A 21,251-nucleotide genomic window follows, 5' to 3' on the forward strand; every position below is an offset into this window, starting at 1 on the left:
TCCGCTTCCCTTTGTCTGGACTATAGTTTTACAGGCAAGGTCATCAGGAAAGGGGAGAAAAATGACAAAAGCAACCAGGGTTATCTCCTGGACAGCAGGGATTTTCTTGTTGTTGATCGTGGTCGTCATCATCATTATCGCTACGTTCGACTGGAACCGCCTTAAGCCGACCATCAACCAGAAAGTCTCGACTGAGCTGAACAGGCCCTTCGCGATACGCGGTGATTTGGGCGTCGTGTGGGAACGCCAGAAAGAGGAAACCGGCTGGCGCAGCTGGATTCCCTGGCCGCACGTTCACGCCGATGACATTATACTGGGCAATCCACCGGATATCCCGGAGGTGACGATGGTTCACCTGCCGCGCGTTGAAGCCACGCTGGCGCCCTTAGCGCTGCTGACCAAAACGGTCTACCTGCCGTGGATCAAGCTCCAGAAGCCTGATGCGCGGCTGATCCGCCTCTCAGAAAAAAACAACAACTGGACCTTTAACCTCGCGGGCAGCGGCGAGAACGATCCCAACGCCCAGCCTTCTTCATGGTCATTCCGTCTCGACAACATACTTTTCGATCGCGGGCGGATCGCCATTGACGATAAGGTCAGCAAAGCTGACGTGGAGATCCTGGTCGATCCGTTGGGCAAACCGCTGCCGTTCAGTGAAGTCACCGGGAGTAAAACCAAAGGAGACGGCACCAAAGCCGGCGACTACGTTTTCGGCCTGACCGCGAAGGGGCGCTACAACGGCCAGCCGCTGACCGGTAACGGTAAAATCGGCGGTATGCTGGCACTGCGCAGCGAAGGCACGCCGTTCCCGGTGCAGGCTGACTTCCGTTCCGGCAATACCCGCGTGGCGTTTGTCGGGACGGTTAATGACCCGATGAACATGGGCGGCGTTGACCTGCAGCTGAAATTTGCCGGCGATTCGTTGGGAGAGTTGTACGATCTCACGGGGGTACTGCTGCCCGATACCCCACCGTTTGAAACCGACGGGCGTCTGGTGGCAAAAATCGATACCGAAAAATCCTCGGCCTATGAGTATCGGGATTTCAACGGTCGCATTGGTGACAGTGACATTCACGGCTCGCTGACCTACACCACCGGGAAACCGCGTCCGAAACTGGAAGGGGATGTTGAGTCCCGCCAGCTGCGCCTTGCCGACCTGGGGCCGCTGATCGGCGTAGATTCCGGTAAAGGTACGAAGTCAAAAGAGGTGAAAAAGGACGCGCAGCCTGCCGACAAAGTGCTGCCTTACGATCGTTTTGAAACCGATAAATGGGATGTGATGGATGCGGACGTGCGCTTCAAGGGGCGTAAAATCGAGCACGGCAGCACGTTGCCAATAAGCGACCTCTCAACCCATATCATCCTCAAAAATGCTGACCTGCGCCTGCAGCCGCTCAAATTTGGCCTGGCGGGCGGCACCATCTCCTCGAACGTTCATCTGGAAGGCGATAAAAAGCCGATGCAGGGACGGGCGGAGATTAAGGCGCGCAGGCTCAAGCTGAAGGAGCTGATGCCTAACGTCGAACTGATGCAGAAAACGCTCGGTGAAATGAACGGCGATGCGGACATTCGCGGCGTGGGGAACTCGGTGGCGGCCCTGCTGGGCAGCGGCAATGGTAACCTGAAGCTGCTGATGAACGATGGGCTGATCAGCCGCAACCTGATGGAGATCCTGGGGCTGAACGTCGGGAACTTTATCATCGGGCAAATCTTCGGAGACGATGAGGTACGGGTGAACTGTGCGGCGGCAAACGTGGATCTGGTCAACGGCGTGGCACGCCCGCAGATTTTCGCCTTCGACACGGAAAATGCGGTGATTAACGTGACGGGTACCGCCAGTATGGCCTCAGAGCAGCTGGATTTGACCATCGATCCGGAGAGTAAAGGGATCCGTATCATCACCCTGCGCTCGCCGCTCTACGTGCGCGGTACCTTTAAAAATCCGCAGGCCGGCGTGAAAGCCGGGCCGCTGATTGCCCGCGGTGCGGTTGCAGCCGCGCTCGCCACGCTGGTCACGCCGGCAGCGGCGCTGCTGGCGTTAATCTCACCGTCTGAAGGGGATGCCAACCAGTGCCGGAATATTTTGGCGCAGATGAAAAAGTAGCTCTGTTTTTCCCTCTCCCACAGGGAGAGGGCTGAGGTGAGGGCATCAGGCCGCAGTGAATTACAGTGCCTGATGCTTCGTCTCATGCGTCAGCAGCAGCGCAATCAGCGTCAGTGCCGCCATGGCTGCCAGATAGACGCCGACATAGAACAGACCATAGTTGGCCTGCAGCCAGGTGGCGATGTACGGCGCAACGGAAGCACCCAAAATGGAGGCGACGTTATAGGAGAAAGAGGCTCCAGTATAACGGACTTCCGTCGGGAACAGCTCCGGCAGCAGGGCACCCATTGGGCCGAAGGTCAGCCCCATCAGGCTCAGGCCGATGAGCAGGTACGCCATCACCATCGTCGGGCTACCTGAACCCAGCAGCGGCGGGAAGACGAACAGGGCGAACAGAATAATCAGCGTGGTAATCACAATCATGCTTGAGCGACGACCAAATTTGTCTGCCAGCAGGCCTGCAATTGGCACCATCACACCAAATCCAATCACTGCCATCATCAGCATCCACAGCACTTCGTTACGCGGCAGGCCTAACCCAACCGGTGCTGCCGCCGTGCTGAACGTCATGGAGTAAACGGTCATAATGTAGAACAGCGTGTAGGTCGCCAGCATGATAAACGTGCCCAGCACGGTTACGCGGACGTGTTTGGTCAGCAGTGTGCCCAGCGGGACCTTGACCTGTTTCTTGGCGGCGGCCACTTTGGCGAAGACCGGCGTTTCATGCAGCGAGACGCGCACGTACAGGCCAATCAGCACCAGCACGGCAGAGAAGACAAATGGAATACGCCAGCCCCAGCTCATGAACTGTTCGTCCGTCAGCAGCCAGGAGAGCAGCAGGAACGTGCCGTTGGCGAAGAAGAAGCCAATGGGTGCGCCCAGCTGTGGGAATGAGCCGTAAAGCGCGCGTTTACGCGGTGGTGCATTCTCGGTTGCCAGCAGTGCCGCGCCACCCCATTCGCCGCCCAGACCCAGACCTTGCCCAAAACGTGCCAGCGCCAGCAGTACCGGCGCCAGAATGCCGATGGTTTCATACGTCGGCAGCAGGCCAATGGCGACGGTCGAAATCCCCATCGTCAGCAGAGAAGCCACAAGCGTCACTTTACGGCCAACGCGATCGCCAAAATGACCAAAGACCGCCGAACCAATAGGACGCGCAACGAAGGCGATAGCAAAGGTTGCCAGAGACTGAAGCGTAGCCGCCGTCGGGTCACCCTGCGGGAAGAAGATATGCGGAAAGACAATAACCGCTGCGGTGGCATAAATATAAAAGTCGAAGAACTCAATGGCGGTACCAATCAGCGATGCGACGACAACTTTATTGCGCGAATTTACTGGAACGTTTTCCGCCCCGGAGTCGAGTGTGGTGGCTGTTGCTTGCATAATATTTTCTTATTTTTGGACGAACGAACGGCCATATTAGGCATAGCAAAAGCGACATTTCAATGTGTAACAAACTCACCGTGTGGTGATAAAAGCAACAAAAAGCGGATAATTTTCGCGCCAGCCAAAACACTTCCATGAAATGCTTCACAGATTTTAAATATCAGATGATAAAACTGGTTTTTAGTTAAATAAAAGTTACGGACTGGATTTATATGCTGAAATGACGAATCGGGCTGAAATTTCAGCCCGATAAGCGGTTTAGCGGTGCGTTTTCCCCGGCATGCGCGGGTCATCTTTGTACTCGGCGGTGGCAATCCACGCCGCGCAGAACAACGTCAGGCGGGCAAAGAAATAGAAAAAGGCCATCAACCCCAACACCGAGCCGAATGCGGCCCCGGAAGGGGATTTCACCAGTGACGGCAGGGTATAGGTCATCACAATTTTGATGACTTCAAAACCGATTGCCGCAATCAAGGTTCCACGGATCAGCGCTTTCTTGCGCGGGCGATGTCGGGGCAAGCGCCAGAAAATCCAGAAAAACAGCAGGTAGTTGGCAAAAATGGATATCGCCAGCCCAATGCCGCGCCAGGCGGGCTTAAGCCATTCGATGTAATCGAGATAGAGGGCAGAGATAATCATCTGCTGTGCCGAGCCGGCGACGGAGGTGATGGAAAGCGTCACGATCAGCGCGATAAGCAGGCCAATCAATGACACAAAGTCGCGAAAATACTTAACCCAAATTTTTTCCTGATCCTGCGGCGTGCGCTCCCATACGTCGCGTGACTGGGCGCGAATAGCTTCGCGCAGGTTGCCCATCCAGTTGATACCGGAATAGAGCGCAATCAGCAAACCGACAATACCGACCGTGGTGCGCTGCTGCACGGCGGTATTGATGGTGCTTTTAAGCGTGGCGGCGAGCGTGGGGTCACTGACGTTGGTCAGGATTTTATTGAAGATGTCCTGCAGCAGCGTCGGGTGCGAGGCCAGCACAAAACCTGCTGCCGCGAATGACACCATCAGGATCGGAATCATCGATAAAAAAGAGAAGTAGGTGATAGCCGCGCCGAACTGATTACCCATACGGTCGTTAAAGCGCTCGGTTGCGCGTATCAGGTGTGCAATCATCGGGCGGCGCTGGATTTTCTCCGCCGTGCTGGTCACGGTATCCAGCGCTTTACTGGCCTTGCCTGGCGAGTCTGGCTGCTCGGGCTCAGTTTCCATCTTTTTGATGGGATCGTACTCTAAATGTGGTGTTGGTCGTTGCGGGTTGTTTTCCGGCGTCACGCGCATTTTCCTTTTCGTTGAGCTGGAGGTTACTGAATTATAGCTTGTGTCTAGTCCACATAAGCTTTTGTCAGGTCGGTAAGCCATTCCATAAACAAGTGCACCCGGCGGGAGAGGTTCCGGCGATGCGGGTAAATCAGAGACACTGGCATCGGTTCGGCCCGATATTGCGGCAAAATTTCGACCAGTTTTTTTGTGCGCAGGGCATCACGCACGCCAACGCGCGGCACCTGAATAATCCCCAGCCCGGCGATACAGGCCGCCTGATAGGTTTCCGTGCTGTTGACGGTTAACACGCCTCCAGTTTTCATCCACTGTGTTGACGCGCCATTATAAAATTCAAAGCCCTGCGGACGGTTCCCCAGCGTGGCGGCATAGTGAATGACGGCGTGAGAGCCTAAATCTTCCAGCGTTTCTGGATAGCCAAAACGCGTCAGATAATCCGGGCTGGCACAGTTAATCACCGACAGCTTGCCCAGCGGGCGGGCGATGAGGCCGGAGTCTTTCAACGTGCCTACGCGCACCACGCAGTCAAATCCTTCGCGAATAACATCGACCAGCCGATCGCTGCTGCTCAACTCCAGCTCAATGCCTGGATAGTGCTGCAAAAAGGCGGGGAGTTTTGGGATGACTAAATTTCGAGCAACGCCGACGGGCATGTCAACGCGTAACCGTCCGCTGATAGTGGAGGGGTCATGCTGGAACATGCCGTCCAGTTCATCGAGGTTCGCCAGCAGATCTTTTGCCCGTTCGTAATAGACCATACCGTCCTGCGTCAGGCTGACGCGGCGCGTGGTGCGGTGCAATAGCTGCGTGCCCAGCCGGTTTTCCAGCGACTGTATCTGACGTGAAACACTGCCTTTTGGCAGACTCAACGTTTCTGCGGCCCGAGAAAAACTCTCCAGTTCTGCGACCCGGACAAACAGCTGCATTGCGTGAATTTTATCCATAGATCTGGCTCATTGTTGTTCTTATTGAAACAGTGAAGCGTTTATTGCCCTCTTTATTGATTTTCTATCACCTAATAAGCTCTTTCTCAATCTCCATAACAGACGAAATGAGGTTTTATATGACTGAACGTATTGCATTAGTGACCGGTGGTAGCCGTGGCTTGGGTAAAAACGCAGCCCTGAAGCTGGCTGAGGATGGAACGGGAATTATCCTGACCTATAACCGCAGCCAGCAGGAAGCATTGGACGTGGTGCGTGAAATTCAGGGAAAAGGGGTTAAAGCAGCAGCGTTACAGCTTAACGTCGGTGATGTTGCCACCTTCGACGCGTTTGCGCGACAACTGCAGGAAACCCTCAATACCGTCTGGCAGCGCGACACCTTTGATTATTTATTAAACAACGCCGGGACGGGGCTGTACGCACCTTATGCCGAGACCACGGAAGCCCAGTTTGATGACGCCCTGAACGTCCATTTCAAAGGGCCGTTTTTCCTTACGCAGCGCCTGCTGCCATTGATCAATGACGGCGGTCGTATCCTGAACGTCTCCAGCGGCCTTGCCCGATTCACGCAGCCTGGCTCTGGCGCCTACGCAGCAATGAAAGGGGCGATGGAAGTGTTAACCCGTTATCAGGCGAAAGAGCTTGGGGCGCGCGGGATCGCTGTGAATATCATCGCTCCTGGCGCGATCGAAACCGATTTTGGCGGCGGCCGGGTGCGGGACAATGCACAGCTGAATCAGCTCCTGGCTTCACAAACGGCGCTGGGAAGGGTGGGTCTGCCTGACGATATAGGCGATGCGATTGCGGCGCTGCTCAGCGATAAACTGGGCTGGATGAACGCGCAACGTATTGAAGTATCAGGCGGTATGTTCTTGTGATCCGCCGTCTTAAGGGGAGGGAACCCTTTAAGGATTTCCTTAAGTAAGGTGTGTCCAGATACTGGAAGATATAAAGAACGCTGCTTGAATTGTAACCTGTTTCTTCATTGAGTTTTTTCTTAAATAACCCCTCTGTAGAATTCCCCTCGCTATTTTTAGAGGAAAAATACCATGCGAGTAATCATGTTTGACAGGGAGTCGATATTTATTCAGGGAGCGATAACCAGTCTGCAGACATTAATTCCAGGAATAACGATGACGGGAGCCCGGCAGACGGATGAATTATGGGCGCAACTCTCCGCGTCACCCTCTGCTATCGTCATGATTGACGGGAAATTAATCCATAATGAAGGCCCCGCATTTCTGGAAGAGGTTATGACTCGCTTCCCTGCACTACGCGTGGTGATGATATTGCCGCAAAAAGAGCCGCGTTGGGCTGAACAGATGTTGCAGCGCAACGTCATGGCCATTATTCCCCGCAGCGCATGCCCGGAACGGTTTTCCTCGGTGCTGGAATCCGTTTCAAAGGGAATGATCTGTTTTCCCGGCGAGTGGCTCTCGCAGCCATCGGTGCAACAGCCGTTACGCGCCTTAAGCGAGCGCCAGCGCGAAGTCTTGAAGCTGCTGGCAGCTGGAGAGTCCAACAAGGAGATTGGCCGCAGCCTGAACATCAGCGCGGCAACGGTCAAAGTTCATCTGGAAGCACTCTTCCGGCGGCTGGAGGTTAAAAATCGCACCCAGGCCGCGATGTGCTATACCCGGCTCACCGCCTGAGCAACGGCTTTCACCGGGCAGGACGACGGCCCAAAATTGAACATGAACAACACCAGCGCATCGTGTTGGTGTTGCGTTAATGGCTGGGGAATATTTTCCTGAATCAGCGTCTCATAAATTTGAATATCATTATTCAGCAACCGCTCTGCTTCCTCGGACGAAATCAGCCCGCGAACGCGTTCCCAGTGCAGGATGACGTGCCCATATCCAATGACGCCGATCCCATTCTCATCACGATATTTTTCCAGGGACAGGCCCTGCTGTTTTTTAATTAACGCTACGGCAGCAGAAGATGTCTTCAGCATATTCTTTTCCTCTCTCAGACATTACTGTAGAGGAAAGGGAATACGATAAATATCCGCCAAATGGCCGTTAATCAGCAGTGATTATCCAGGTACTCATGCTTCAATAAGCCCAAGAGCCAGTCATTATGCCAGCGTCCGGCAAGGAAATAGCTCTCGCGCAGTTCCCCTTCCAGGTGAAAACCTGCTTTTTCCAGCAGCCGTCTTGAGGCGATATTGCCTGCCGTGACGGTGGCGGTCAGCCGGCGGATCCCCCCGTGTTGAAAGGCATAATCACAAAGCGCCTGCAGCGATTCGAAGCCATACCCTTTTCCCTGTGCCGTTGGGGCGAAGAGAAAACCGACCTCGGCGCAATCCGCTTCCCGATGGATGTAGCCGGTGACGCCAAGAGGGATCTGCGTGGCCGTATCGCGCACCACAAGGCATAACCAGCGAGCGCTGCCCGGAGACCAGAGGGGAAGACGAGAATCAAAAGCTTCACGGATCGCCGTCACCGGTCGGTCTTGTGCGACAAAACGCATAACGTCCGGGTCTTGCTGTAACGCCAGGAAAAAGGGCCAGTCGCTCTCCTGCAGCGGCGAGCAGGTTAGTCGTGAAGTGGTCAACACAGGCATTCAGATTCTCCTGAAACATTTTACATGATTATAGGGTTGTCACTTTATTTCAACAGAAAGTCAGGTATGTTTAACCGCATATAAATAAAAAGAAAAAACAGCGGCTTCATGCCCGACCCAGTTGTTTTCGTTGTCTTTGAAGGAAAATAATGACGCTCAGCACATCACATCATATTCGCGAACAGTTTGAACACTGCCTGGCCGTCATTCGGCAAGCCTCGGTGGAAATCCTGCTTCTCCTGAATGTACATGTTTCTGAAGGTAAAGATCCTCGCTGGTTCCTGGAACAGCTGGACAATGCTCGCTTAAGCCTGGGGGGATGGGCCGCGGTGGCGAAGCAACTTCACCTGAACGATGCTGAAATGTCGGAATTTACGCTTCAGCTGCGTCTGTTGCAGCAGCGTGTGCCGCAATATGAAAGCGGTCAGGACGTCAGTGAAAACCAGCTCATCGCGGCGATGCGGTTTGTCACCACGCTGGAACATCTCCGCATGCAGCAGCCTCTTCTGACCTACGACAGCGAACTGGCATCCGGCAGCGAGCTTCAGCAGCAGCAGGCGCACAAGCAGGTACGCGCTATTGAGCTGATGATAAAAGGGTTGATTCAGCAGGCGTGGCCCGATCAGGTACGGCTCAACAACCATCTTAAGACTTTGTTCAATGCTGACCGCGTGCGACGCTGGTTAAAGCACGGCGAAATTAACGACGTTCTGAGCGGTATGATGTTCAGCGAGCTGGCGCAGCTGCTGGTGGATAAGAAGGAATTTAGCCGCTATTACGCCTCGCTGTTTAGCGATTCCGCCATGCTGACGCTGTTGATTGAACCCCGCAAAACGCTGCAAACCTTCCTTGATGATATCCGCCAGATCCGCAACGCCATTGCCGTGCAGCAGACGTTAAGTTCAGCGCAGATCCTGCTGCTGGATAACTACTATTCTCAAATCACCCGGCCTGTTCAGCGTGCGTTTGAAGAAGGGAGAACGCGCATCAACCCGGCCGGACTGATGGCGGTGGATGCCAGCGAGCTGCATAACTTCTGGGAAAAGGCACAGAAAATGGATCGGGTCACCGGCGGCGATCTGTTTGAAGTTCGTGACACGATTGAAAAACCGGCCCAGCGCGCGCCGCGAACGCCGGAACAGCGAGAACAGCTCATTTCCGGCATGCTGTGGGGCGCCGTGGGGGTCATGGTCATCGCGATTGTGGCGGGCGGATTCTGGCTGGTGACCAGTCCCAAACCGCAGCAGGCCGCTGTGGCGGCAACAGAAACGCCGCCGCCTCAAGAGATGCGTGAAGCACCTTCATCGCGGGAGACGCTGACGCGCATGGGCGTCAGCTGGGACGAGAACAATTTCCGTTCAGCCATCAATCGTAACGATACGCGCGTGGCGCAACTCTTTTTACAGGGCGGGATGGACTGGAAGCTGTCATGGACGGAAGAGGCGATGTCGGCAGACCACGACGATGTGCTGGAGCTGATGTTGCGTTATCGGCAGAATATGGTGGAAGAGAAGCCATGCCGACGCTTTATCAATACGCTCAGCCACGCCATGTCGAATGGCGAATCCCTGACGTCAATGCGTAAGCAGTATCTGCAAGCGTTTTGCACCGTTCCGGCGGTGGTAAAACGTCAGCAGCATGATGTGGACATGGCAACGCGGCGCGCAAAATCGCAGCCGGATGCGGCCACCAAAAAATGGCAGTCCATTCAGACCGCCATTTATGATGTGATTCGATAGGGCGCTACGGCTCCCCATACAGACCAATCAGCCGCCGCACGACGCCATTCGTCCAGCCGAAGCCATCCTGCAGCGGGTATTCACCCCCGCCCCCTTCGCGCGGCGTGCTGCTGGCGATATGATACTTCTCAATCAGCTTATGATGGGCTTTGTAGAAATGGTTCACCGTCTGCAGCCAGCTCCAGGCGATCTCATCGCCCAGCGAGTCGTTGCCGTACTGTTTGAACCCCTGAATCGCCATCCACTGCAGCGGCGCCCAGCCGTTGGGTTTATCCCACTGTTCTGCCGTTTCGTATTCAGTTGCCAGTATCCCGCCGGGCGTTAGCAGGCGCGCTTTAACGGCATCAGACAGGCGTTCTGCCTGCTCGTGCGTGGCCATGCCGACATACAGCGGCACAATGCTCGCCGCGGAGAACAGCGCCATCTCTTCGCGTCGCCAGTCATAATCGCGGTAACAGCCGCTCTCTTCATCCCACAAATAGCGGTTTACTGCCGCACGGCGATCGGCGGCTTTCTGGTGGAACAGATCAGCCGTCTCTTTCTCCCCTTTTGACGCTGAAATATTGGCGATGGCGCTTTCCAGCTTGAACAGGAAAGCGTTCAAATCGATGGGGATAAACTGCGTGGTGCGGATGCTGGCAAGCCGAGTCGGATCCCGCAGCCAGCGGGAGGAGTAATCCCAGCCGGAGGCCGCACCCGCACGTAGATCGCGGTAAACTTCATTCGGCGGACGACCAGAGTGGCGAGCCGTTTCCACGTCCTCAATCCAGGATTCATCACGCGGGGTGTCTCGATCGTCCCAGTAGCGGTTGAGCAATGAGCCATCCGGCATACGGACCGCGCTGCGATAGGCCTGGTTAAGCAGCAGCGATTCGGCGCCGTCCATCCAGAAGGCGTACTCCATTTTCAGGTGTTCAAGGTAGCGCTTGGCGCCGCGTACCCCGTCTTCCTCGAACAGCTCTACCATCAGCGCAAAGACCGGCGGCTGGGAGCGGCTGAGATAGTAGGTACGGTTGCCGTTCGGAATGTGGCCATAGCGCTCAATCAACCACGCGAAATTATCCGCCATACATTTCAGCAGATCGTTGCGTCCACTCTCCGCCAGGCCCAGCATTGAGAAGTAGGAATCCCAGTAGTAGGTCTCACTGAAACGCCCGCCGGGCACAATATAGGCCTGCGGAAGCGCCAGCAGTGACGACCAGGGAATATGGTCCTGCGGCTCACGGGTCAGCACCGGCCAGAGATTATCAATATGCTCTTTCAGGGACAGGCCGGGGTCAGAGACGTATTCTTTGCTGTAATCTTCAGGCAGCCAGAAGTGGTTTTCCACAAAGCGAGCCAAATCGAAGTCACGGTGACGGCGCACTTTGCGATACCGGATCAGGATGTCCAGCGGATCCATTTTCGGCGCGCAGTCGGGAAAGGTTTTGCTGTCCGCAAACAACCGCGACGACTGCACGTGTTCGAACAGTTCAAGATAGCGATCGGCGGGGGTCAAAGCATCCGAGGCGGGCAGCCCCTCGATCATTTCCGGTTCCGGCTCCGCCTCAATCATTTCATCCAGTTTTAACTCGCAGGGATCGGTTTCGTAGCAAAAATCTTCCTCAATCCCGAACTCGACATCGTCTGCAGGGCGTAGTTTCTGGTTGAACATAATGATAAGAACCTCCGGTTGTGTGTTCTAAAGACAGGTTTTTCCGGGCGTCTTATAAGCGTAGACACTCGCTTCGGTAGATGGCGAGGGATATGTGCGCTAGATCACTATTTTCGGAGCATTCGTTTTGCAACGATTTATGAATGTTAAAAAAAAGCCCCTCCGGGGAGGGGCTTCAGGATTAACGCATCGTCACAAACTCTTCCGCGGCCGTCGGGTGGATGGCCACGGTGTTGTCGAAGTCTTTCTTCGTCGCGCCCATCTTCAGCGCCACCGCAAAGCCCTGCAGGATCTCGTCCATGCCAAAGCCAATGCCGTGGATACCGACAATTTTCTCTTCTGGGCCCACGCAGACCAGCTTCATGCGGCACGGCTGACGGTGAGAGGTCACCGCGGTATACATGGCGGTGAACGCCGATTTATACACTTTCACCTGGTCGTCGCCGTACTGCTCGCGCGCCTGCGGCTCGGTTAAGCCGACGGTGCCGATTGGCGGGTGGCTGAAGACCACGGTTGGGATAAGGTTGTAATCCAGATGCTCGTCCGGCTTGTTGTTAAACAGGCGCTCGGAAAGACGACGACCCGCCGCAACCGCAACCGGCGTCAGCTCTACGGCACCGGTGTTATCGCCCACCGCATAAATGCCCGGCACGCTGGTGTTCTGGAATTTATCAACGACGATGTAGCCTTTTTCGTCGGTTTTCACGCCGGTCACGCCCAGGTTGACGTTGTCGTTCGCCGGTTCACGCCCAATCGCCCAGATCAGGCAATCGACGGTCTGGCTGCGGCCATCTTCCAGCTCAAGGGTCAGGCTGCCGTCTGCATTTTTCACCACCGCTTTTGGTACAGCGTTGGTGTGCAGGGTTGGCCCTTCGGCATTCATCACTTCAACCAGGGTATCGACGATCAGCGGGTCAAAGCTGCGCAGCGGCGCGTGTTTACGCACGAAGAGGTGCGCTTCTGCGCCCAGCCCGTTAATCACACCGGCCAGTTCCACGGCAATGTAACCCGCGCCCACGATGGCAACGCGTTTAGGCAGGGCAGGCAGCTCGAAGAAACCGTCGGAGTCGATACCGTATTCCGCACCTGGAATAGTCGGGTGGCTCGGACGACCGCCGGTTGCGATCAGGATGTGATCGGCAGTGATCGTTTCTCCGTTCACTTCGATCGTCTTCGCATCGACAAAGCGGGCGAAGCCGTGGATCACGTCGACATTATTCTTGCCCAGCACGTTATCGTACGAGGTATGAATACGGTCGATATAGGCGGTACGGCTGGCGATCAGCTTGCCCCAGTCGAAGTTGTTGATGGTGGTGTCAAAACCGTAATCCGGGCCATACAGGTGGATCGCTTCACGGATTTGCGCCGCATGCCACATCACTTTCTTCGGTACACAACCCACGTTCACGCAGGTGCCGCCCAGCGCTTTGGCTTCAATCAGGGCACATTTCTGGCCGTACATGGCCGCACGGTTAATGGAGGCGATGCCGCCGCTGCCGCCGCCGATTGCGATGTAGTCATAATGCTTCGTCATAGCTTTTATCCTTAATCGTGAATTGCCGCGATTGTATACCTGAAATCAATAGTTTCCACCGATGGCTGCGATTACTCGGGCACGATCCAACTGACGGTGGCGTGGCCTGTCCCGGCGGGCACCAGCGTTTTGTGCAGCCACGGCAGCACCTTTTTCATCTGCCCTTCGAGCTTCCACGGCGGGTTGATGACAATCATGCCGGAGGCGGTCATGCCGCGTTGGTCGCTGTCCGGGCGCACGGCCAGCTCAATCTGCAGGATTTTGCGGATGCCGGTCGCTTCCAGGTCTTTGATCATGCGCTTAATTTGTGCGCGCAGCACCACCGGATACCACAGGGCGTAGGTGCCTGTCGCAAAGCGTTTATAGCCTTCGTTGATCCCGGCAACCACGGCCTGATAGTCGGTTTTGATTTCGTACGGCGGGTCAATCAGCACCAGGCCACGTCGAGAAACGGGCGGCAGTTTGGCCTTCAGCTGCTGGTAGCCATCGGCTTTTTCCACGCGGGCGCGGTCGTCTTTCTGGAATTCCGAACGCAGCAGCGGGAAATCGCTCGGGTGCAATTCGGTCAACTGGAGGCTGTCCTGCTCGCGCAGCAGCTGGCGGGCAATCAGCGGAGAGCCAGGGTAGTAGCGCAGTTGACCGTTGCGGTTGAAATGATTCACCACGCCGATATAGGGCTCCAGCTCTGCTGGCAGGTCGTCCTGCTGCCAGATACGGGCGATGCCTTCAAGGTATTCACCGGTGCGCTCTGCGTGTTCACCACTCAGCTGATAACGGCCCGCGCCCGCATGGGTGTCCAGATAGAGAAACGGTTTGTCTTTCTCTTTGAGTGATTCGATGATCAGGCTCTGAACGGTGTGTTTAAGGACGTCGGCGTGGTTGCCTGCGTGAAAGCTGTGGCGATAACTGAGCATGGGTAGTGAAATTCCGATGAAGTGACGATTTGCCACAGTTTACAGCAGAACGGCACAGATTACCCGTCGGTGCGGTAAGTACAGCCATTGAAATCCTCTACACTTAACCCCATTCTAGATCCAATATGCACAGCGCCGGATGCGCGCTTCATTCATCTTATTCAACAGGACAGCGCTTATGACCAATCCATTACTGACGCCCTTTTCGTTGCCGCCGTTTTCTAAAATCCTCCCTGAGCATGTGGTTCCAGCCGTTACGCAATCGCTGGCCAACTGCCGTGCGGCGGTAGAAAGCGTGGTGGCGCAGGGCGCGCCGTACACCTGGGAAAATCTGTGTCAGCCGCTGGCCGAAGTGGATGACGTTCTGGGGCGTATCTTCTCCCCGGTAAGCCACCTGAATTCGGTGAAAAACAGCCCGGAACTGCGTGAAGCCTACGAACAAACCCTGCCGCTGCTCTCAGAATACAGCACCTGGGTCGGCCAGCATGAAGGGCTCTACAAGGCGTATCGCGATCTGCGCGACGGCGACCACTACGCCGAACTGAACACCGCGCAGAAAAAATCGGTCGATAACGCCCTGCGTGACTTTGAATTGTCCGGGATTGGTCTGCCAAAAGAGAAGCAGACCCGCTACGGTGAGATCGCTGCACGCCTGTCGGAACTGGGCAACCAGTACAGCAACAACGTGCTCGACGCGACCATGGGCTGGACGAAGCTGATCACCGACGAAGCGCAGCTAGCCGGAATGCCGGAAAGCGCGCTGGCGGCGGCAAAAGCGCAGGCCGAAGCGAAAGAGCAGGAAGGCTTCCTGTTAACGCTCGATATCCCAAGCTATCTTCCGGTGATGACCTACTGCGACAACCAGGCATTGCGCGAAGAGATGTACCGCGCCTACAGCACCCGCGCTTCCGATCAGGGGCCAAATGCCGGTAAGTGGGACAACAGCCCGGTGATGGCGGAAATCCTCGCACTGCGTCACGAGCTGGCGCAGCTGCTGGGCTTTGAAAACTACGCCGATAAATCTCTCGCTACAAAAATGGCGGAGAACCCGCAGCAGGTGCTCGACTTCCTGACAGACCTTGCTAAGCGCGCCCGTCCGCAGGGTGAAAAAGAGCTGGCACAGCTTCGCGCCTTCGCGAAAGCGGAATTCGGCGTGGACGAACTTCAGCCGTGGGATATCGCGTACTACAGCGAAAAACAGAAACAGCACCTCTACAGCATCAGCGACGAGCAGCTGCGTCCGTACTTCCCGGAAAACAAAGCCGTTAACGGTCTGTTCGAAGTGGTGAAACGCATCTATGGCATCACGGCCAAAGAGCGTACCGATATCGACGTCTGGCACCCGGACGTGCGCTTCTTCGAGCTGTATGACGAGAAGAACGCGCTGCGCGGCAGTTTCTACCTCGATCTCTACGCCCGTGAAAACAAGCGCGGCGGGGCGTGGATGGATGACTGCGTCGGCCAGATGCGTAAAGCCGACGGTTCGCTGCAAAAGCCGGTTGCTTATCTGACCTGTAACTTTAACCGTCCGGTGAGCGGCAAACCTGCGCTATTTACCCACGACGAAGTGATCACCCTGTTCCATGAGTTTGGTCACGGTCTGCACCATATGCTGACCCGTATCGAAACCGCAGGCGTGGCCGGTATCAGCGGCGTACCGTGGGATGCGGTCGAACTGCCAAGCCAGTTTATGGAAAACTGGTGCTGGGAGCCGGACGCGCTGGCGTTTATCTCCGGCCACTACGAAACCGGCGAACCGCTGCCGAAAGAATTGCTGGATAAAATGCTGGCGGCCAAGAATTACCAGGCGGCGATGTTTATCCTGCGTCAGCTGGAGTTCGGCCTGTTCGACTTCCGTCTGCACGCCGAGTTTAGCCCGGAGCAGGGCGCGAAAATCCTTGAAACCCTGGCCGAGATTAAAAAGCAGGTTGCCGTTATTCCAGGGCCTACCTGGGGCCGCTTCCCGCATGCCTTCAGCCACATCTTCGCAGGCGGCTACGCGGCGGGTTACTACAGCTATCTGTGGGCCGACGTGCTGGCGGCAGATGCCTTCTCTCGTTTCGAAGAAGAGGGGATCTTCAACCGCGAAACCGGTCAGTCGTTCCTCGACAATATCCTGACCCGGGGTGGTTCTGAAGAGCCAATGGTGCTGTTCAAACGCTTCCGTGGCCGCGAGCCGCAGCTGGATGCGATGCTTGAGCACTACGGGATCAAAGGCTGATTGTTACGTGAAGATCTGCTTAGTTGATGAAACAGGCGCCGGAGACGGCGCCTTATCTGTTCTGGCCGCCCGCTGGGGGCTGGAGCACGATGAAGAAAACCGGATGGCGCTGGTCATGACGCCGGAGCATCTGGAATTACGTAAGCGTGATGAACCGAAGCTCGGCGGGATTTTTGTCGATTTTGTCGGTGGTGCGATGGCGCATCGGCGTAAGTTTGGCGGCGGTCGCGGCGAAGCGGTCGCTAAGGCGGTTGGCATCAAAGGTAACTATCTTCCGGATGTGGTCGATGCCACGGCGGGGTTAGGACGTGATGCCTTTGTGCTGGCCTCGGTAGGCTGTCATGTGCGAATGCTGGAGCGTAACCCGGTCGTTGCCGCACTGCTCGACGACGGGCTGGCGCGTGGTTACGCGGATCCGGAAATCGGTTCGTGGCTGCAGGCGCGTTTACAGCTTATCCACGCCTCAAGCCTGACGGCGCTGACGGACATCATGCCGCGTCCGCAGGTGGTCTATCTCGATCCGATGTTCCCGCACAAGCAGAAAAGCGCGCTGGTGAAGAAAGAGATGCGGGTGTTTCAGTCGCTGGTGGGGCCGGATTTAGACGCGGATGGTTTGCTGGAACCCGCTCGCCAGCTAGCAACGAAGCGTGTTGTGGTGAAGCGCCCGGACTACGCGCCGCCTCTGGCGGAGGTCGCCACGACCAATGCAGTGACCACGAAAGGGCACCGTTTTGACATTTATTCAGGTACGCCGGAATAACGAAGCCCGGTGGCGTTAGCGCCACCGGGCATTTTGCATTTACTCGTCTTCTTCGTCACGCAGCGGCACAATCAGCATATCCACGTGAACGGTGTTAATCAGCTGGCGCGCGGAGGACATCAGCTTGCTCCAGAAGTCCTGGTGATGGCCGCAAACCACCAGGTCCATATCATATTTCTTAATCGCATCGACCAGCACCTGACCCAGATCGCCGCTGCCGCTTAAGGTTTCGGTGATGGGATAGCCCGCGTTGGTGGACAGCTCGCTCAGCGCATGGTGCGTCTCTTCGGAGATACGCTTTTGCATATCGCCCAGATTGACGTCGATCAGACCGGTGTAGAGATCGGAGTAATTCACATCAACGTGAATCAGCGAAACTTTCGCGTTGTAGGGACGTGCCATGGATACCGCTTTATCAACCAGCACTTTGCTCTCTGGGGAGAGGTCTACCGCGATGAGAATGTGTTTGTAAGCCATAGTGTTACTCCTTCCTTAAGTTATCGATGACTAAATGGGAAAGCCGTCGTCTGATGCTTTCATTACGGCCCAGTTAAACAAAATTATCAAGCTTTGGTGTTGATAACGATTAACCTTGTGGCAAAAAAATTAACGGATCTCCTACACTATTTAATGAGCCGTTCGGATATTAAAACGCGAACCGGATCGACTTTTAGTCATTCTTTCACTGAACTGTCTGTCAGGGCATTGGGGTGCGGTATCTCAGAAGCCTTGCTTCGTGGGTGGACGCCGGGGAGGATGTATGATTAGCACCGTCGCATTGTTTTGGGCGTTATGCGTGGTTTGCATAGTGAATATGGCGCGCTATTTCTCATCGTTACGTGCGCTGTTAGTGGTACTTCGTGGTTGCGATCCGTTGCTTTATCAGTATGTGGACGGTGGAGGTTTCTTCACCTCGCATGGACAGCCCAGCAAGCAAATGCGTCTGGTGGGGTATATCTATTACCAGCGCTATCGCGATCATCATGATGACGAGTTTATCCGTCGTTGCGAGCGCCTGCGTCGTCAGTTCATTTTGACCAGCGCGCTGTGTGGTCTGGTCGTGGTCAGTATGATTGCACTGATGATTTGGCACTGAGCATAAAAAAAGCGGGTCAGTTTCCTGACCCGCTTTTTTGTCGCACTACGCCGATTAAATCAGCTTCAGCGAAATCCAATACAAACCGCCAGACAGCAAGATAGACGCCGGGAGTGTGAACACCCAGGCCATCAGAATGTTGGTTACGGTTTTGCGCTGCAGACCGCCGCCGTCAACAATCATGGTACCCGCTACGGACGAGGAGAGTACGTGGGTTGTTGAAACCGGCATACCGGTGTAGCTCGCCAGACCGATAGAAACAGCCGCCGTCATCTGCGCGGACATACCTTGCGCATACGTCATGCCTTTCTTACCAATCTTCTCGCCGATGGTGGTTGCCACACGACGCCAGCCAATCATCGTACCGATACCCAGTGCCAGTGCGACAGCCATGATGATCCAGATTGGCGCGTACTCAATGGTATTGAGCATATCGCTTTTCAGTTTCTTCAGCAGACGCTGGTCGTCTGCATTGACGTCCGGTAGCTTCGCGACTTTATCGGTCACGTCAGAGATACAGAGCATAATGCGACGTAACTGGCCACGTTGTTCAACGGGCAGTTTGTCATAGCTTTCGATATCGCCGAGCATGCTTTTCGCGCGTTCCAGCGCATTGATTGCGTTTGCCGGATGGCAGTGGAATTCGCCTGGCGCAGTGGTTGCGCCCGCTTCCGGAGAAGGAATGAGCTGGTCAACGCCGGTCGCTTTCTTCAACAGCTCAGGGTGCTGCTGGAAGTAAACTTCAACGTTGTTGATGGCATCACGGGTACGGGTGATTTCGTAACCGGAGGCATTCATGTTGACCACGAAGCCCGCAGGTGCGACGCCAATCAGTACTAGCATAACCAGACCAATCCCTTTCTGACCGTCGTTCGCGCCGTGGGAGAATGCCACGCCGATAGCGGAAATGATCAGTGCAATACGGGTCCAGAATGGCGGCTTTTTCTTACCGTCTTTCTTTTCACGCTCTGCGGGTGTCAGGTGAATACGGGAGCGTTTTTTCGTATTGCTCCAGTAACGACGCAGGATGAAGATTAAGCCACCTGCAACCACCAGACCCACGATAGGGGAAATGATCAAAGAAGCGAAAATCCCAATCACTTTCGGGATGTTCAGTGCATCAACGACGGACGTGCCGGTCATCAGAGCATTGGTTAACCCGATACCGATAATCGCGCCGATGAGTGTGTGAGAACTGGATGCAGGCAGGCCGAAATACCAGGTACCGAGGTTCCAGATAATTGCAGCAAGCAGCATTGAGAACACCATAGCAAGGCCATGGCCAGAACTAACGTTAAGCAGCAGATCCGTTGGCAACATATGCACGATGGCATATGCAACGCTCAGTCCACCCAGGAGGACACCAAAAAAGTTAAATACCGCCGCCATAACGACCGCAAGCTGCGACCGCATAGCGCGAGTGTAGATAACCGTTGCTACTGCATTTGCCGTGTCGTGGAAGCCATTGATCGCTTCGTAAAACAAAACAAAAATCAGAGCAAGCAAGAGTAAAAGCCCGGTATGTAAATCCAGGCCAGCAAACAAATGTAGCATAGGACGTTACGCCATTTTGAGGACATGAACGCGGCGCATTATCCAGGACAAATGCGCAACGGGCAAAGTGAAATATAGACTTTTTTTGACATACCCCCCTATTTGAGAAATGTGCTTGAAAGGTTATTCGTTAAATTTCAATGGAATAACTTTGTAATATCTTTTTACGCTGGTGTGACCACATAGGAAACTTTACAATCCGCAGCAGTTAACGAAGAGGATTTTGACGTGGAAAGGTTTGATGCCGTTGTAATTGGCGCCGGTGCGGCGGGTATGTTCTGTGCGGCAATGGCCGGACAGGCGGGTCGTCGCGTGCTGCTGCTGGATAATGGTAAAAAGCCTGGCCGCAAGATTTTGATGTCAGGCGGCGGGCGCTGTAACTTCACGAATCTTTATGTTGAACCTGCCGCGTATTTGAGCCAAAACCGCCATTTTTGTAAGTCTGCCCTGGCGCGATACACCCAGTGGGATTTCATTGACCTGGTGGGTAAACACGGCATCGCCTGGCATGAAAAAACGCTGGGTCAGCTATTCTGCGATGACTCCGCGCAGCAGATTGTCGATATGCTGGTGGCCGAGTGTGAGAAGGGCGGCGTGGTTATGCGCCTGCGCACGGAAGTGCTCGAGGTCGCCCGTGATGAACAGGGTTACACGCTGCAGCTTAACGGTGAAACCGTCAGCGCCGATAGTCTGGTTATTGCCAGCGGCGGCCTGTCGATGCCTGGGCTCGGCGCGTCGCCGTTCGGCTATAAGATCGCGGAGCAGTTTGGTCTGAAGGTTCTGCCAACGCGCGCAGGGCTGGTGCCGTTCACGCTGCATAAACCGCTTCTGGAACAGCTTCAAACGCTTTCTGGCGTCTCGGTACCTTCCGTTATCACCGCTGAAGACGGCACGGTGTTTCGTGAGAACCTCCTCTTTACCCATCGCGGCCTTTCTGGCCCGGCGGTGCTGCAAATATCCAGCTACTGGCAGCCGGGCGAGTTCGTCACGGTTAACCTGGTGCCGGATTGCGATCTTGAGGCTTTCCTCAACGAGCAACGCGCTGCGCATCCAAATCAAAGCCTGAAAAACACCCTTGCGATGCAGCTGCCGAAACGTCTGGTGGAGTGTTTACAGGTGTTAGGGCAGATTCCAGATATCGCTCTCAAGCAGCTTAACAGCCGCGAACAGGAAACGCTGGTCGAGACTTTGACAAACTGGCGCGTTCAGCCAAACGGCACCGAAGGCTATCGCACGGCGGAAGTGACGCTCGGCGGGGTTGATACCCACGAACTTTCTTCTCGTACGATGGAAGCACGCAACGTACCGGGTCTCTATTTTATTGGGGAAGTGATGGATGTCACCGGCTGGCTTGGCGGGTACAACTTCCAATGGGCGTGGGCAAGTGCCTGGGCCTGCGCACAGGCACTTGCAGAGAAATAATCACTCTGCACAATTATTGCAACGACGTTTTCCCCCTTCCACTAAGCTTCGGCCAGATTACTCAA

18 protein-coding genes are annotated in these 21,251 nt (G+C 55.2%); 8 read left to right on the top strand and 10 right to left on the bottom strand.

The genetic code is table 11. From position 1 onward, the window contains the following. Positions 1 to 61: 61 nt before the first annotated feature. A complete protein-coding gene (locus V5P19_RS17170) occupies positions 62 to 2,104 on the top strand; it encodes an AsmA family protein (RefSeq protein WP_334405417.1) in 2,043 nt (680 codons plus the stop codon). Positions 2,105 to 2,164: 60 nt separating this feature from the next. Here the strand turns inward: V5P19_RS17170 and V5P19_RS17175 are convergent, their stop codons facing one another. From V5P19_RS17175 to V5P19_RS17185, 3 genes are all read right to left on the bottom strand, one after another. Further along, a complete protein-coding gene (locus tag V5P19_RS17175) occupies positions 2,165 to 3,487 on the bottom strand; it encodes an MFS transporter (protein ID WP_334405419.1) in 1,323 nt (440 codons plus the stop codon). Positions 3,488 to 3,748: 261 nt separating this feature from the next. After that, positions 3,749 to 4,774: an inner membrane protein YhjD gene (gene yhjD, locus V5P19_RS17180; protein WP_334405420.1), complete on the bottom strand. Its 1,026-nt coding sequence runs from the start codon at positions 4,772 to 4,774 to the stop codon at positions 3,749 to 3,751. Between the two features lie 50 nt (positions 4,775 to 4,824). Further along, a complete protein-coding gene (locus V5P19_RS17185) occupies positions 4,825 to 5,724 on the bottom strand; it encodes a LysR family transcriptional regulator (protein ID WP_334405422.1) in 900 nt (299 codons plus the stop codon). A 119-nt stretch (positions 5,725 to 5,843) separates the two neighbouring features. On the opposite strand from V5P19_RS17185, the gene V5P19_RS17190 reads away from it, so the two are divergent. Both V5P19_RS17190 and V5P19_RS17195 read left to right on the top strand, forming a co-directional pair. Continuing rightward, entirely contained in the window at positions 5,844 to 6,602 is a 759-nt protein-coding gene (locus V5P19_RS17190) for an SDR family oxidoreductase (RefSeq protein WP_334405424.1), read from the top strand. A 171-nt stretch (positions 6,603 to 6,773) separates the two neighbouring features. After that, positions 6,774 to 7,376 carry a response regulator transcription factor gene (locus V5P19_RS17195; RefSeq protein ID WP_334405425.1) on the top strand — a complete coding sequence of 201 codons (603 nt, stop codon included), beginning with the start codon at positions 6,774 to 6,776 and terminating at the stop codon, positions 7,374 to 7,376. On the opposite strand, the gene V5P19_RS17200 is transcribed toward V5P19_RS17195, so the two are convergent. Both V5P19_RS17200 and V5P19_RS17205 read right to left on the bottom strand, forming a co-directional pair. After that, positions 7,355 to 7,681 (bottom strand): lysozyme, encoded by a 327-nt coding sequence (locus V5P19_RS17200; RefSeq protein WP_334405426.1) that lies wholly within the window; start codon positions 7,679 to 7,681, stop codon positions 7,355 to 7,357. The genes V5P19_RS17195 and V5P19_RS17200 overlap by 22 nt on opposite strands. Positions 7,682 to 7,752: 71 nt before the next feature. After that, entirely contained in the window at positions 7,753 to 8,292 is a 540-nt protein-coding gene (locus tag V5P19_RS17205; RefSeq protein WP_334405428.1) for a GNAT family protein, read from the bottom strand. A gap of 149 nt (positions 8,293 to 8,441) precedes the next feature. Here V5P19_RS17205 and V5P19_RS17210 point away from each other — a divergent pair, with 149 nt between their 5' ends. Beyond that, entirely contained in the window at positions 8,442 to 10,031 is a 1,590-nt protein-coding gene (locus tag V5P19_RS17210) for an STY4199 family HEPN domain-containing protein (protein ID WP_334405430.1), read from the top strand. A 4-nt stretch (positions 10,032 to 10,035) separates the two neighbouring features. On the opposite strand, the gene V5P19_RS17215 is transcribed toward V5P19_RS17210, so the two are convergent. The 3 genes from V5P19_RS17215 to V5P19_RS17225 all read right to left on the bottom strand — a co-directional run bounded on the left by V5P19_RS17215 (position 10,036) and on the right by V5P19_RS17225 (position 14,133). Then, a complete protein-coding gene (locus V5P19_RS17215; protein ID WP_334405432.1) occupies positions 10,036 to 11,685 on the bottom strand; it encodes an alpha,alpha-trehalase in 1,650 nt (549 codons plus the stop codon). A gap of 181 nt (positions 11,686 to 11,866) precedes the next feature. Further along, complete coding sequence (gene gorA / locus V5P19_RS17220) at positions 11,867 to 13,219, bottom strand: glutathione-disulfide reductase (protein WP_334405434.1); 1,353 nt, start codon at positions 13,217 to 13,219, stop codon at positions 11,867 to 11,869. 71 nt (positions 13,220 to 13,290) lie between these two features. Continuing rightward, entirely contained in the window at positions 13,291 to 14,133 is an 843-nt protein-coding gene (locus V5P19_RS17225) for a 23S rRNA (adenine(2030)-N(6))-methyltransferase RlmJ (protein WP_334405436.1), read from the bottom strand. A gap of 178 nt (positions 14,134 to 14,311) precedes the next feature. On the opposite strand from V5P19_RS17225, the gene prlC reads away from it, so the two are divergent. Together prlC and rsmJ are read left to right on the top strand one after the other, a co-directional pair. Beyond that, positions 14,312 to 16,354, top strand: a complete 2,043-nt coding sequence (gene prlC, locus V5P19_RS17230; protein WP_334405438.1) for an oligopeptidase A — start codon at positions 14,312 to 14,314, stop codon at positions 16,352 to 16,354. Between the two features lie 7 nt (positions 16,355 to 16,361). Beyond that, complete coding sequence (gene rsmJ, locus V5P19_RS17235) at positions 16,362 to 17,114, top strand: 16S rRNA (guanine(1516)-N(2))-methyltransferase RsmJ (protein ID WP_334405440.1); 753 nt, start codon at positions 16,362 to 16,364, stop codon at positions 17,112 to 17,114. Positions 17,115 to 17,153: 39 nt separating this feature from the next. Here the strand turns inward: rsmJ and uspA are convergent, their stop codons facing one another. Then, the gene (uspA, locus tag V5P19_RS17240) at positions 17,154 to 17,591 is read right to left on the bottom strand and encodes a universal stress protein UspA (RefSeq protein ID WP_003861223.1); all 438 of its coding nucleotides are present in this window, start codon (positions 17,589 to 17,591) and stop codon (positions 17,154 to 17,156) included. Positions 17,592 to 17,874: 283 nt separating this feature from the next. Here uspA and uspB point away from each other — a divergent pair, with 283 nt between their 5' ends. Then, positions 17,875 to 18,210 carry a universal stress protein UspB gene (gene uspB, locus V5P19_RS17245; RefSeq protein WP_102890054.1) on the top strand — a complete coding sequence of 112 codons (336 nt, stop codon included), beginning with the start codon at positions 17,875 to 17,877 and terminating at the stop codon, positions 18,208 to 18,210. 54 nt (positions 18,211 to 18,264) lie between these two features. Here uspB and pitA read toward each other — a convergent pair whose 3' ends face one another. Further along, on the bottom strand, positions 18,265 to 19,764 hold the full coding sequence (gene pitA / locus V5P19_RS17250; RefSeq protein WP_334405447.1) for an inorganic phosphate transporter PitA: 1,500 nt from the start codon (positions 19,762 to 19,764) through the stop codon (positions 18,265 to 18,267). A 228-nt stretch (positions 19,765 to 19,992) separates the two neighbouring features. Here pitA and V5P19_RS17255 point away from each other — a divergent pair, with 228 nt between their 5' ends. Next, on the top strand, positions 19,993 to 21,186 hold the full coding sequence (locus tag V5P19_RS17255; RefSeq protein WP_334405449.1) for an NAD(P)/FAD-dependent oxidoreductase: 1,194 nt from the start codon (positions 19,993 to 19,995) through the stop codon (positions 21,184 to 21,186). Positions 21,187 to 21,251 lie beyond the last annotated feature (65 nt).

This window comes from Enterobacter sp. UNJFSC 003 (assembly GCF_036903355.1).
Taxonomy (GTDB): domain Bacteria; phylum Pseudomonadota; class Gammaproteobacteria; order Enterobacterales; family Enterobacteriaceae; genus Enterobacter.